12 protein-coding genes are annotated in these 13,400 nt (G+C 40.9%); all 12 read right to left on the bottom strand.

Annotated features, from left to right (window positions below):
- Window positions 1–37: 37 nt before the first annotated feature.
- The 12 genes from H5058_RS06685 to H5058_RS06630 all read right to left on the bottom strand — a co-directional run bounded on the left by H5058_RS06685 (window position 38) and on the right by H5058_RS06630 (window position 13,256).
- Window positions 38–1,654: a hypothetical protein gene (locus H5058_RS06685; protein WP_182677379.1), complete on the bottom strand. Its 1,617-nt coding sequence runs from the start codon at window positions 1,652–1,654 to the stop codon at window positions 38–40.
- Between the two features lie 309 nt (window positions 1,655–1,963).
- Window positions 1,964–3,289 (bottom strand): lipopolysaccharide assembly protein LapB, encoded by a 1,326-nt coding sequence (locus H5058_RS06680; protein WP_182677404.1) that lies wholly within the window; start codon window positions 3,287–3,289, stop codon window positions 1,964–1,966.
- A gap of 67 nt (window positions 3,290–3,356) precedes the next feature.
- Window positions 3,357–3,962 carry an energy transducer TonB gene (locus H5058_RS06675; RefSeq protein ID WP_182677377.1) on the bottom strand — a complete coding sequence of 202 codons (606 nt, stop codon included), beginning with the start codon at window positions 3,960–3,962 and terminating at the stop codon, window positions 3,357–3,359.
- Window positions 3,963–3,971: 9 nt separating this feature from the next.
- On the bottom strand, window positions 3,972–4,382 hold the full coding sequence (locus H5058_RS06670) for a biopolymer transporter ExbD (protein ID WP_011330147.1): 411 nt from the start codon (window positions 4,380–4,382) through the stop codon (window positions 3,972–3,974).
- A 53-nt stretch (window positions 4,383–4,435) separates the two neighbouring features.
- A complete protein-coding gene (locus H5058_RS06665) occupies window positions 4,436–4,963 on the bottom strand; it encodes a MotA/TolQ/ExbB proton channel family protein (RefSeq protein ID WP_086999103.1) in 528 nt (175 codons plus the stop codon).
- 3 nt (window positions 4,964–4,966) lie between these two features.
- Window positions 4,967–6,334: a MotA/TolQ/ExbB proton channel family protein gene (locus H5058_RS06660; protein ID WP_182677376.1), complete on the bottom strand. Its 1,368-nt coding sequence runs from the start codon at window positions 6,332–6,334 to the stop codon at window positions 4,967–4,969.
- Window positions 6,335–6,344: 10 nt separating this feature from the next.
- Window positions 6,345–7,097, bottom strand: coding sequence for a DUF3450 domain-containing protein (locus H5058_RS06655; protein ID WP_058375113.1), 753 nt, complete (start codon window positions 7,095–7,097; stop codon window positions 6,345–6,347).
- 300 nt (window positions 7,098–7,397) lie between these two features.
- The gene (locus H5058_RS06650) at window positions 7,398–8,012 is read right to left on the bottom strand and encodes a DsbA family protein (RefSeq protein WP_182677374.1); all 615 of its coding nucleotides are present in this window, start codon (window positions 8,010–8,012) and stop codon (window positions 7,398–7,400) included.
- 103 nt (window positions 8,013–8,115) lie between these two features.
- Window positions 8,116–10,005, bottom strand: coding sequence for a methyl-accepting chemotaxis protein (locus tag H5058_RS06645; protein ID WP_182677372.1), 1,890 nt, complete (start codon window positions 10,003–10,005; stop codon window positions 8,116–8,118).
- 279 nt (window positions 10,006–10,284) lie between these two features.
- Complete coding sequence (locus H5058_RS06640) at window positions 10,285–10,797, bottom strand: RNA methyltransferase (protein ID WP_011330140.1); 513 nt, start codon at window positions 10,795–10,797, stop codon at window positions 10,285–10,287.
- A complete protein-coding gene (locus H5058_RS06635; RefSeq protein WP_011330139.1) occupies window positions 10,797–11,309 on the bottom strand; it encodes a YcgN family cysteine cluster protein in 513 nt (170 codons plus the stop codon). The genes H5058_RS06640 and H5058_RS06635 overlap by 1 nt, the downstream gene beginning before the upstream one ends.
- A gap of 93 nt (window positions 11,310–11,402) precedes the next feature.
- Window positions 11,403–13,256, bottom strand: a complete 1,854-nt coding sequence (locus tag H5058_RS06630) for a DUF885 family protein (protein WP_089369291.1) — start codon at window positions 13,254–13,256, stop codon at window positions 11,403–11,405.
- Window positions 13,257–13,400: the final 144 nt, after the last annotated feature.

Genomic DNA, 13,400 nt, shown 5'->3' with positions numbered 1-13,400 from the left:
ATGGCGCCCTAACTATTTAATGTGCGTTACTGAGGTATTAGTCTTGAGCTGATGCAGCGAGTGCTGTTTCTACCCACTTGTACCAAGGTGATGTGGTGTCTTGATCAGACACTGCACCAATGTAAGGAGCGGCTTCAAAAAAGCTTGCATCTAAGCCACTTAAGTCGCCAGCGGTAACAGTAATATCGGTTGAGGCAGTATTTGTAGCAAAGCCATTGCTAGCAAATACATCGGCCCCTTCGCCTATACGTTGATTACTGCCGTTATTATCAAACCAGGCAGTAAGTGTAGTGGCCGTTAATGTTGCAGGCTCTTTACCACTATTAAAGGTGCCATCGGCATCGTCAAATTCAGAGGCGCAGGTCATTACTGAGCTATTAAAAATAATTTTATCGGCTTGTTTTTCGCCATCGCTTGAAAAGCTAATACAGCTAGATTGCAAAGCTATGTCTTTGGTCATTAATACGTTATAAAAATTAGCATTAAATGAGTCATCAAATTTAAACGCATTTGAAGGGTCAGTATCGCGAACCGATAGGCCATCGGTGGTGATGATAGTGACATTAGCAATGGTTGGGTTTGATGGTGCCACTTGCGCACTTGATGTACCTTTTACGCCGTCTGACTCAAAGCCGTTATTACCCATATATACTGTGGTGCCTTCGCGGGTAATTACGGTGCCGTGTTTAACGAACAAAAACTGCGCTTTGCCCTGCCAACCTGCATCAAAGTCAAACGAATCATCTTGAGTGTCGGTTACAACAACATGCTTAATGGTGGTTGCGCCACCAAATATTTCAATACCATCATCAAAACCTTGATGAATATGAATGTAGTCAAACTCTGAACCCGAGCCTACCGCATTGAGGGTTAACGAGTTTAAATCATCCCCTTCTCCGCCTACTTTAGGACCTGATCCAGCATACCAAATTTTGGTCCATTTAATATTACCGCTAGAGTCGCTATTATCATTACCACCAAAGTAACTGGTGATCCCTTCTGAGGGCACATTACACGTTGCCGCGTCGCGCTCTGCGTCGGTACATTGGTCAGTAATGCCATTACCATTAATAATTATGCCGCCCCAATCTGCATAGAGTGGGCCTTTACCTTCGGCATCAAAGCGAGGAAACGCCTTAGCAGAGGTAAATACAATCGGTTTATCGGCAGTGCCAACTGCTTGAATTTTTGCACCACGGGCAATGCGCACAATAGCCTCACCCGATTTAAATGCAAGAGTTGCCCCAGGCTTAACCGTTAACGTAGGGCCGTTTGTTGGAATGCTAAAATCAGTAGTCGTGTCGCCATCTGTACCAATTAATAATGCGTCTTCGAATAAGTGAACACCGCCATCTGGTAATTCTTCAAAGGTTAAGTTAGCTGTAATTTGAATGTTTTTACTGGCAAACGAGTCATTATATAAACAGTCCTTACCATCAAAAATACCGGCAACCGTGCCCGCATCAGTTTGATACTCGGTACAACTAATATCATCGTTAGTGCCACCGCTATTATTATTTGAATTATTAACACTGTTATCAGTACTGGTGCTGTTATCGTTCACCGTGGGTGTAATTTCGATATCGCCGCCACAGCCTGCTAAAGTCATTGCAGTAGCCACTAGACTAACCTTAAATAAGCCAGATAATTTCATTGTTCACTCCGTTAAAGTATTTAATTATTTTGTTAGCGCATTAAGTAATAACTTAAGTCACTTTAAGGCACGACACTCATGCATTAAGGTCACTTGAGTTATCGAATAGGAGTACAATACGGGAGAGATATGACAGTGCCGTTACATTTTAATAAACACTATGTGACAATAATAAATTAAATATATTCATATGGTTAACTTTACAGAAGTAAAAAAACCGCACTAAATTAATATTAGTGCGGTTTGGCGTTGCGATTATAAACTGTTTTTATGCGCTATTAATTTAGCACCTAGCGCAAAAATAAAACATTAAAGTAATGCTGTTTTTAGGGTTTCAGCATGTATTTTTTCGCGCTTTACATATTTAATCCACTGCTTGGCTAAACGCTGCGATTTTTTATGTATTTGCGCTTGTTCAAACGCTAAAATAGAGGCATCAAAGTTTTGTAAATTAAACTGCGCCATGCCTAAGGCCACAAATGCGTTTGATTCAAAATCAAGATTGCCTTTATCAAGTGCTTTACGCGCAGAGTCGGCAGCTTCTTCATATTGCTCCGTATTAATATACACTTGTGCTAAGCGCTGATCATAGTTGCCGCTGCTTGATAACTGCGCCGCTTTAACAAAGTATTTAATCGATTGCGCATCTTCTTTAGCTTGGATCATGGCTTCAGCTACAAAGGCATAGTTTTTAGCGGTTTGCTCAGCTATCCCTGCCTCAATTGCTTTACTCATCACTATGGCTGCTTTATAAGCCAAGCCATTGTATAAATACACCTGGGCTAATTGGCGTAAATCTGACTTGGAGGTTAAAAAGCCTTGCTGATATGCCGCTTCAATAATTGCGAGTTGTTGTTTTTCTTGACCTGTTTCGCCATACATACCTGCTAACTGCACCCAGTATTCTGGTTTGTTATACAGCTTTACCATGCGCTCTAGTACCTTTACTACTTTATCAGTTTGATTAAGTGAGTAGTACATAGCACGCTGTAATACTAGCCAGTTCTCTTTTGGTACTTTGCCTTCGCTGTCACTTAGTGTAATAGCTTGCGTTATATAGTTAAGGCCTTGCTGGTAGTCTTTTAGCTGATAATAGGTTTGCGCTCTTAACACATAGTAGCTCTCTGGCTTGTCTTTTGTATTAATAGCATCCCATTGATCTAAAAACGTAATTACTTTGCTGTAGTCACTGTTAGCCATTGCCAATTGAGCCAAACTAAACGTCGTGCTTAAACGTAATGTTTCTGGAATACCTTCCTCTGCGACTACTTTTTCAAACGCGGCTATTGCTTTTGGTAAGTCGTTTTCGTTGTAATAAATAAAGCCATAAAAGTTATGCATCATCGCAATTTCGTAGGAATTCATGCTTGATGCGCGATCTTGTATGGAATCAAGCGCTTCAAGGCCTGCTTTAACATCGCCATCGTCTGCAAGCTTTTGGGCTCGCGCTAACTGGCTATATACTTTTTCACGCAGGGCCGGTACTCGTTTGGTTTTTTGCTCTGCGGCTTGCGCTGTAAAAACACTCACACCTGGTAATAAACTAAGTGCACTGGGGGTTACAATACTTGCGCTTATTGCTGCACTGCAAAAAAGTGTTAATTTAAAAATAACTGCTATTGGTTGTAGTTTCATCATCGCCTCGCTTTTCTATCCATCGATAGATTGAATTAATAATAGGTTGAATTAATTAATCCAAAAATTAACCGCTTATCTGGAAAGATATTTTGTTCTGTACTCCCGCAACTTCAACGGCTTCACCATTAACTACGCGGGGTTTATATTTAAATTTAAGGGCTGCATCCATCGCCGCTCGGTCAAATAGCGATTCAGGCTCTGCCTTTAATACCTGAGGGTCGCGAACTGTACCTTGTTTGGTTACTGTAAACTCAACAATAACGTAGCCTTCAATCCCACGAGACAATGCACGCCTGGGGTACACTGGCGCCACTTTTACAATGGGCAGGTATTCACCATCACTTGATTCAAGGGCTAAACCACCGGCTAAATTCACCTCGGCATTAACATTGGCCGCAAAGTCAAAATTATTAGCTTTTGCATTGGCATCGCTGTTTTGCATTTTTGGTGACTCCATTGGTGGTGGCGGCTCTTTAGGTGTGGGTGGTTTTTGAGGTTTGCGCTGTTTTGTTTGTAAGCTTTCTTCTTTTTTAAGCCGTACAAAGTCAAGCACGCTCCCCTTTGCAGGTTCGCTCATTGCGCCCTCACCACCAGTAATAAGTGCCTGCATGCCTAAAAACAGCATAAAGGTCACTAAAATGGCTATTACAAATGCTATTAAATAACGCATGGCTAACCCTTAGGCTTCTTGGGCCGCAATCGACACATCAAACACACCCGCGGCGCGCGCTGCATCCATTACTTTAATTAAAGTATCCGTGGTCGACTTTTTATCAGCTTGAATAACCACGCTCCCTTGTGGATTTTCGGCTTTTAAACGCTCAATATTTGCCTGCACCGCACGTACATCTATTTGGCGTTTATTAATCCAAATTTCACCTGTGTCTGAAATAGCGACCAAAATATTAGCGCGTTCTTTTTTAACTGCAGTGGCGGCTTCGGGGCGGTTAACATCAATACCCGACTCTTTTACGAATGAGGCGGTTACAATAAAGAAAATAAGCATGATAAATACTACATCTAGCATGGGGGTCATGTTTATTTCTTCTGCTTCGTCTTCTTGAAATAGGTTTCCTAATGGGGCTCTCATTTTTATTCTCCTAAAATAAGTGACTATAGGTAGAGCCACTTATTAATAATTGCTTAATGGTCTAAAACCATGCTGTCTTCAAGTAGCGCTACTTCACGTTTAGCGCGGCGCTGTAAGTACGTTGAGGCAAATACCCCAGATAACGCACCGACCATGCCTGCCATAGTTGGAATAGTTGCTTTAGATACACCCGACGCCATAGAGCGCGCACTGCCTGTACCTGTAATTGCCATAACATCAAACACTTCAATCATTCCTGTTACTGTGCCAAGTAGGCCAAGTAGCGGACACAATGCAACCATCACATTAATAAGTGCTAAGTTAGCGTTAAGGCGCATACTGGCGCGTGAGATCATCGCTTGGCGAATTTGTTCTGCATTCCAGCTATTACGCTCGCTGCGGGTAAGCCAACTATTTTTGATGGTTTTTTTGTAACCACGAAAACCATTAAAAAAGTAAATAAATCGCTCGAGTATCAATAACCACATCGCGAAGATTAACACCCCAATGACCAAGAGAACTTGGCCACCAGTGTCGAGAAAATCACGGATAGCATTGATTGAATCAATCAATAGCACCATGGTTTATGCTCCTTTTTCACTTCGTTTTGCAATAATGCCCGCGCTTTGCTCTTGTAAAATAAGCAGTAAGCTTTTTGCTCGGGTGTTGAGTATGGTGTAAATAAATACTGTGGGTATTGCCACAACTAAGCCAAGTACTGTTGTTACAAGCGCTTGTGAAATACCGCCTGCCATGAGCTTAGGATCCCCGGTGCCAAATAAGGTAATGGCTTGGAAGGTATTGATCATCCCGGTAACTGTACCAAGTAATCCAAGCAGCGGAGCCACTACTGAAATAATTTTAATTAGGGTTAAATTACGGGTTATTTTTGGCATTTCGCGCAGTATAGCTTCGCTTAATTTAAGCTCTAGGGTGTCGTAGGCTACATTTGGGTAATCGTCTTTTACTTTCATAACACGGCCAAGTGGATTGTCGTCGCGGGCAACTGTGTCTTTAAGTTGTCGGCGAATTTTGCCACCCACCAGTAATAAAGATACAAAACGCTCAATTGCAATTAACAGTGCTAATAAACCCACACCTAAAATAACGTAACCAACAGCGCCGCCTTGGTGTACTTGCTCAGCGGTATCTGGCGCTTGTACTAGTAAACCTAAAATTGAGCCACCGGTTGGGTCTAGTGCAAACTGTACAATACCGTTTTTAGCCTGCTGTAAATCGCCTGCGGTTGATGTATAGCGCGATACCGGCTGGCGCGTAAGCTCACTTAGCGTATTTGTACTTGGGCTGTACTCTAAATATTTACCGTTGGATATAAGGTTAAAAGCACCAACACGCACAACTTCTTGCTCTGCTTTGTTACCACCTTCAATAATAACCTGAGTATTAAAGCGGCTCACTTTGCCTTGCTCGGTCATTTCACGTTGTAGCTCGTACCACACTTTTTCAATATCTTCGATTGAAGCAAGCTGTGAAGTAGATCCCATTTTTTGTGCCAGATCGTCCATAAAAATACTTCGACCAGGTATTTCTGCCGATACCACAGAGGTAGCAAACTTATTGCTTGAATCGCCTGCCACTTGTTGCAACACACCAAACAATTCTTTAAGTGATCCCATACGCTTTGATAGAGTATCGGTTAAATTAGCCAGTTTAATTTCGTTTTCTTCAAACTGTGTTTCTAAACGCTCTGATTCACTAAGCATTTGGCTACGCTTTGCTTGCGTGTCTTTTAGCATTTTTACTTGCTCGTTTTGACGCGCAGTAAACTGTTGTTCACGCTGAGTATTTTGCACACTTTGCGCAGATTTACCTTGTTCAAGGTTTTTAAGTAATGAATCTAAATCCATTGGCTCTGCTGCTACACTTGCGCATGTAAAACTTATACTTGCAGCAAGTACGGCCATTTTTGTCATTTGAGTAAACAATTTCATTTTCGACCTCTTATCGTGCTGCGTGAACTGGCAGAGTTAACATATCTGGGGCAAGTTGCTTACGCGCAATGCGTAAACCTTTATTAATTTGGCTAATGGTTGAGTCTGGAAGTGCTGCAAACGTTTTTGTTTGTGTATCCCAGCTGCCAGCTAATTTACTATCACGGGTTAAGTAAATGAGCTCTAAGCGACCAATGCGTAAAAAATCGACTTCGCGCTCTTTACCATCTACCTCAAGCAGTGCGCTGTAGGCTTCAATAGTACGGCCATAATCAACTTCTACTTGGTAGGCTTCGAGTACGCGGCGGAACTTTTCGCTAGAGGTAATATCGGCACGTTCCATCATGGCTTTTAAAGAGGTTAAACGCTTTTCACGTTCGTCTTTTAAAAATGGTACATCGAGTAATACAAACTGTTCAAGGCCGGTGATCATGCGCATCATTAGTGGCGTAATTTGACGCTCAATAATTGAAACCTGATCCATAGAGAGATTCATCGATTGCATTTCTGCAATTTGGTTATTTAACTGTTTTGTAAGCTGAGCGTTATACACAGCTAAACCATCAATTTCTTTATTAAGAGTTTTAAACTGTTGCAGACGCCCTTGCATTGAATCTGCAATCTTGTCTATTTTTGTTTGTGATTGCGCAGCCGATTTAGTAATTTCACTGCTTTTATCAATAACCTTATTTAAATCGTTTGCGTGTACAGCGGCACTTGCGGCCACAATACCAGCTATAATTAATGGTTTAACGCCTTTCATCGCATACACCTTTACTCGTTAGTTAGCAGATTTGCTAGTTTGTTTTTGTTAGCTTTAAACGTTTGATACAAACAATTAAAAACTAAATATTTTCAATGAGCGAAAGTGTATAGATGAAAAATGACAAGCATGTTGCGCAAAGAAGTCGCTTTTATGACAGCGTTAATAAATAGCCTGTCTAAGGGGACTGTGTAGGAAGTGCTGTGTAAGGAGTGTTGTGTAACAAGTGTTATAAGGGGAGTGAGTGTTTGGCAGCCAAACACGCATAATTTAGCAATACTTAACCTGAGTTCAGGCTATTTAGCTTAAAATAGCATTAATTTGGTTTAATGTTTTTTGCCAGTCGGTGTAGTTTATTGCTATTGGGTACGCGCTACCCTCATTAATAAGCACTAAAGATGGAAAACCCTGAATGGGCAAACTATGTACATAATTAAGCTCTGCAATTAACTCATCATTAAGCTCTTTTGATTGAAGCCTATTTGCAAACTGCGCTTTATTTAAACCTATTTGCTCGGCTAAGCTAATTAATGTGCTTTCATCTGAGGGGTTTTGAGCATTTAAATAGTAAGCTTGCTGAATGGCTGCAACCATTGCACTTTCTTTGCCCGCTTTACGCGCAATAAGCGCCGCTCTACACGCTGGGTACGTTGAGCGCCTTGGTTTACAGTTGCGCCAAAAGTCAAAATTAAACTCAGTCCCCAATTGCGCTGCTATTTTATGCCAGGTGTTTTGTAGCATATCCTGCATGTTTTGTGGCATAGGATCTTGGCTGTCAGGTGCAAGCCCTCCCACTTTGTATTCAACTACTAGCTTACTCTCAAGAGCAGCTTTTAATTTATGCCAGCTTGGTGCATAACCCCAACACCAACTACACATAGGGTCGTGTACATAAACAAGTTTACTTTGAGCCATTTGCTCCTCCGTATTAACAGCCCGTGCTTAATGTAAGCCACCAGCATTTACACATACTATAATGGTTAATAGCTAAACTGTTGTTAGCGATTGTTTTTAAACTTTAAACTTTAAACTTTTTAACCATGCGCTCTAAATCACTAAATTGTTGTTTAAGCTTGGTGCATTCATCCAAGGTACGGTTTAAATTAGCTTTGCCCTGTATTGAAAGCTCACTAATATTATGAATGTCTGAATCGAGGGATTTAACAACCTGATTTTGCTCATCGGTTGCACTAGCAACAACATGATTCGCATCGCTAATTTTTTGTATTGCATCTATAATCTGTTGCATAACAACACCTACCGCATCGGCTTGTTGCACGCTTGTTTCACTGTCGCTTAAACTGGTTTTCATTAGTTCTACCGCTAAATTAGAGCCTTTTTGTAATTGGCTTACGGTGTCTTCTATTTCTTGGGTTGATTGCTGAGTACGATGCGCTAATTGGCGAACTTCATCGGCAACTACAGCAAAACCTCGCCCAGCTTCACCAGCCCGTGCAGCTTCTATTGCGGCATTCAGGGCAAGTAAATTTGTTTGCTCGCTTACGCCTTTAATTACCTCAAGTACTTGGCCAATACTGGCTGTATGCACATTTAAGCTATTAATAGTTTGCTGTGCCTGTTCCATATTTTTTGATAACTGATGAATACTGGCCACATTATTACTGAGTGTTTGCTGGTTTTGCGCTGAGTGCTGATCGGCATTTTTAGCTAACTTAGAGGCACGCTCAGCACTGTTTGATATTTCCATTGCGGTGGCAGAAAACTGATTAATTGCGGTTGCTACACTGTCGGTGCGTTTAGTTTGGTCTTCGTACATTAATAATGTTGAGTCGGTTTGCGCGACTAAACTCGAAATAGCCACATCTAATGACTCTGTGGTGTGTTTTACTTGTTCAATAGAGTGCTGTATTTTTTCAATAAATAAATTAAAAGAATGACTTAACTCGCCAAATTCGTCTTCATTTTCAACTTCTAATCTACACGTTAGGTCGCCTTCACCTTGGGCAATGTTTTTAATAGCGTCGTTTAATCGCTGCATTGGGCGCATTAAATAGCGCAATAATAGTTGCATCATAATAATGATAACAACGATACCAATAAGCATATATATAGCGGCCGTTTTGCCAAAGGCCGACACACTGGCAAAGGCTTTATCTTTATCGATTACCACGCCTAAGTACCAGTCAACGTTTTCTATACCGCGTATTTTTGTATACGATATAAGCTTACTTTGCCCTGCCACTTGATACTCTGTAAATTCGCTTTGCAAAGCAGTGTGGGTACCAAATAACTCAGTAGTATTTTTTAAATTAAGTGCTCTGTTAGGGTGGCTTAACACTTGGCCGTTACTGTCAATTAAAAAGCCGTAACCTAAGCCTAAAAAATCTATATCGTTAATAATTTTTGTAATAATGCTCATTTCTATATCGGCGCCCGCTACACCAATAAACTGCTCATTTTGCTGCATCGGCACAACCGCAGATATAGTAAGTTCATTGCTGGTTACATCTATATAAGGGGTAGTAAAGGCAGTATTTTCTTTGTTTTCTACTAGCTTGTACCAAGGGCGAGACGTGGCATCAAAATCAGCGGGCAATACTACGCTTTGATCGTTTAATATAAACACGCCATTGGATTTACCAATATAGGTATTTTTAAAGTTTCCGGCCAACTCAGCGGTATTAAGCTGTGTAAGGGTAAGCGCTTTGCTATCACCAGATTGGTGCGTTTTTGCTATGGCAATAACAATTGCCAGTTTGTCATTTAGCCAATTAGCAATGTTTTGCGAAACAGATTCTGAACTTTGTTGCAGTACAAGAGCAAGTTGCTGCTCGGTTTGATTACGCATAGATACATAGTTATTAATTGTAAAAACACCAAGTACCAACACTAATACCAGTGATGCAGCAATAGTGACCTTAGAGGTAAATTTTAACGTGCCAAACATAAGTGCCCTTTTTTAATTGTTATTATTAGCACCTACAGTTTTAGCAAATATTTAACTAAATGTCTTAGTTATTAAAGCTTACGAGCAACAAAAGAGCTAAAACAGTAATAAAGGCTTAATTATGATTATTCATGAACTTAGAAGGATCGGGAAGATTAAGGTGTGTTGTTTAAATTGTGTACTTAAAAATACAAGCCCCTTGCGAGGCTTATTACTGATTGGCGCTTAACTGCGGGAGATTTATGTCGTTTTAAAATACGCTGCACAGCGACTAAAGCGCTATGCTTTTTCCCATTTCATTTTATTATTGGTATCGCGCGAATTGATAATTGTAGTATCGCTGCTCTCTACGCCGCCTAGTTTTGCTAAACGATCGTATAGCACCACGTTACAAGTGGCGGCGAGGTTCATGCAGCCAATAGTAGGAATATACACGACTTCGTCGGCCCACTTTAAAACGTCTTTAGACACTGAGCCATCCTCTGGGCCAAACACATAAAATGCGTTTTCTGGGTGGGTAAACTCAGGCAGTGGCGTTGCACCTTCAATTAGCTCAATAACCACAACCGTGGCACCTTGTGGCTTTACTTTTTCTAAATTATCGGTGGCAGTTAGTGAAATTCGTTCAACCACATTTTTTGTATCGGTATGAAACTTTTGTGCATTTAAATAACGGTTTCCGGTAAAAAACACCTGCTGTGCGTCGTAGCAACCTGCAGCACGTAATACACCGCCCACATTAGTTGGGCTTTTGGGATTTAATAAACCAATAACAGCCTGTTGCTTGCTCATTAATCACTATCCTTGGTTGGCCACTCTGCTATATATAGGTCAAAGTCATCGAGCTTAACGTCGCAATCTTTTACGGTTTTGTCTTTTACCGAAATGCCCTGCTGATGCATTTTTGTTTTGTCGCCATTATTTAACAGCGGATGCCACGAGGCCAACCCTCGCCCTTCGTGCAAACGGCGATAGCTACAACTTTGTGGCATAAAAAAGATATCTTTGAGGTTTTCTTTGGTAAGTTTTACACAAGATGGTACCAGCGTTTGACGATTTTCGTATTCGCTACAACCACAGGTATTATTATCGAGATACTGACACACAATATTAGTAAATATTAACTGCTCACCTTCGCGTAGCTGATCGGTGGCGGTAAATTCATCTTCATCTTCGCTATCAATAAAGGTATTTAAGCAGCATTTCCCGCAGCCGTCACAAATGGCTTCCCATTCATTTTGGTTCATGTCGCTTAGGCTTTTTTCAAGCCAAAATTGTGTATTTGCTAATTGTTGATCAAACATAATGTACTCGCGCCCCTAAAGAGCGCGCATTCTACCGTATTGCTGCAAATGGCGCAAAGCCAATACCTTGCAGGTAAGGGCTTTGCCTAAGCATTATTGTACTGATTTAACCCAGCGCTTTATTTTCTGTTCTAAAATTGGCATAGGTAATGCGCCATCTATGAGTATTTGCGTGTGAAACGCTTTAATATCAAACTTATTACCTAGCTGTTTATGTGCGTAGTCGCGCAGCTCACTAATTTTAAACTCTCCTAATTTATACGACAACGCTTGGCCTGGCCATGCTATGTAACGCTCAACTTCGGCTATTACATCACTTTTAGCCATAGACGAATTAGCTAGCATGTAATCAATACCTTGCTCACGCGTCCAGCCTTTTGCATGAAAACCAGTGTCGAGTACTAAACGCATAGCGCGTAATTGCTCATCTGATAAACGCCCATACCACATATACGGGTCGGTAAATAAGCCAAGCTCTTTCCCTAAACTTTCAGCGTACAACGCCCAACCTTCGGCAAATACGGTGTAGCCACCAAATTTACGAAAATCTGGCAGGCCATCTATTTCTTGCTGTAATGCTATTTGAAAGTGATGCCCAGGTGCTGCTTCGTGAATCGATAGTGTTTCGAGTAAAAACTTAGCCTGCGCCTTTAAGTTATAGGTATTAATATAAAAAACACCTGGGCGAGAACCATCTGGTGCTGGAGACGCATAAGATGCGCCCGCAGCCGACTGTGCTCTGTAAGCTTCTACTGCTTTTACAACGTATGGCGCTTTTGGTGCTATGTTAAAAAGCAGTGGCAAACGCGCATCAATTTTTTGTTTTACGTTTTCGTATGCCGCTATTAACTCTTGCGGCGTGTTGTAATAAAATTCGTCCGAATCACGTAAGTGGTCAAAAAATGCAGATAAGTCACCTTTAAAGCCAACTGTTTCTTTTACTTTTTTCATTTGCGATAAAATACGCGCTACTTCACTTAAACCAATATCATGAATTTCGTTGGCAGATAAACTAAGCGTAGTGTGTTTTTTAATTTGGTATTCGTACCACGCTTTACCGTTAGGTAAATCGCTATAACCAACACTTTCTCGGCTATTAGGAATATATTGATTAGCTAAAAACTCGCTCATGCTGTTATATGCAGGTACTAAACGCTCTATAATCAATTTTCTATATTGTGCTGTAATTTGTTGCTTTTGCTGTGCTGTAAACGACTCTGGGAAGTTTTTAATTGGCGCCCAAAATAGTGAGTCTTCAGCGTCAGTTACCAGATGGGCTGCAAATTGTGGTTGCAGCTTTTTAGCCAGTGGCCTTGGTAACACTACGCCAAGCTTTATGCCTTGCGCCATTGATTCTTGCACACTTACAAGCCAATTAATAAAGCCCTCACTTCGGGCTAAAAAGTTGCTGTAATCTTCAACTGTATTAAAAGGTTGTGCACTTTGTCCCGAGCCAAAACCAGCAAAGGTGTTATGTGCCCCTGCCATTTGATTAATTGGCAGTAAATAATCTGGGTATTGCATTCCTTCAAGCTTAAGCGCTAAGTCTTGAGTTAATATTTCAAAGCTTAATAATGCTTGTCCTACTAGCTGCTCTTTATCTATAAGTGATAAGCGCTGTTGATATTTTTTATAAAAAGCGGCTTTTTTATCACGGCTAGCCGATGAAATAACAGGCGTAAATTGGTTATTAAACTCATTACGGCCATTGTAAGTGGCACTGAGAGGGCTAAACATAAGCGATTCATCGTAATATTGCGCTACCAGTACATCAAGCTGTTGTTGTGCTGAAAGCTCTGACACCACTGCTTTGGCAGTATTAGCCATGCTCAAATGCGCGTGGCTACTGGTGGTGTTACTTTCATGCTTACTTTTATTTATATTAGTGCAACCACTTAAAGCAAGCAGTACACCACTGGCTATAACCGCCAAGTTTATTAATTTCATGCTGATCCCTTGTTAAAATTTACTTATCGAGTATGCGTAGTTACATCAACTAAATAAAGAAATTACGATAGATAACAGCCATCGCTATTTATTTGCAGTTTGTGTTTAGGTTGGTAAAGTCGAGTTAATTTAAAATACTAATAA

The sequence above is a fragment of the Pseudoalteromonas sp. SR45-4 genome (assembly GCF_014163535.1).
Classification (GTDB): Bacteria; Pseudomonadota; Gammaproteobacteria; order Enterobacterales; family Alteromonadaceae; genus Pseudoalteromonas; species Pseudoalteromonas nigrifaciens.
This window is presented reverse-complemented; position numbering and strand designations above follow the sequence as displayed.

Excerpts from the sequence above, each read along its gene's own strand:
- H5058_RS06670 (WP_011330147.1), bottom strand. The coding sequence starts at position 4,382 with ATGAGAGCCCCATTAGGAAACCTATTTCAAGAAGACGAAGCAGAAGAA.
- H5058_RS06665 (WP_086999103.1), bottom strand. The coding sequence starts at position 4,963 with ATGGTGCTATTGATTGATTCAATCAATGCTATCCGTGATTTTCTCGAC.
- H5058_RS06640 (WP_011330140.1), bottom strand. The coding sequence starts at position 10,797 with ATGAGCAAGCAACAGGCTGTTATTGGTTTATTAAATCCCAAAAGCCCA.
- H5058_RS06630 (WP_089369291.1), bottom strand. The coding sequence starts at position 13,256 with ATGAAATTAATAAACTTGGCGGTTATAGCCAGTGGTGTACTGCTTGCT.
- H5058_RS06680 (WP_182677404.1), bottom strand. The coding sequence starts at position 3,289 with ATGAAACTACAACCAATAGCAGTTATTTTTAAATTAACACTTTTTTGC.
- H5058_RS06650 (WP_182677374.1), bottom strand. The coding sequence starts at position 8,012 with ATGGCTCAAAGTAAACTTGTTTATGTACACGACCCTATGTGTAGTTGG.
- H5058_RS06635 (WP_011330139.1), bottom strand. The coding sequence starts at position 11,309 with ATGTTTGATCAACAATTAGCAAATACACAATTTTGGCTTGAAAAAAGC.
- H5058_RS06655 (WP_058375113.1), bottom strand. The coding sequence starts at position 7,097 with ATGAAAGGCGTTAAACCATTAATTATAGCTGGTATTGTGGCCGCAAGT.
- H5058_RS06645 (WP_182677372.1), bottom strand. The coding sequence starts at position 10,005 with ATGTTTGGCACGTTAAAATTTACCTCTAAGGTCACTATTGCTGCATCA.
- H5058_RS06685 (WP_182677379.1), bottom strand. The coding sequence starts at position 1,654 with ATGAAATTATCTGGCTTATTTAAGGTTAGTCTAGTGGCTACTGCAATG.
- H5058_RS06675 (WP_182677377.1), bottom strand. The coding sequence starts at position 3,962 with ATGCGTTATTTAATAGCATTTGTAATAGCCATTTTAGTGACCTTTATG.
- H5058_RS06660 (WP_182677376.1), bottom strand. The coding sequence starts at position 6,334 with ATGAAATTGTTTACTCAAATGACAAAAATGGCCGTACTTGCTGCAAGT.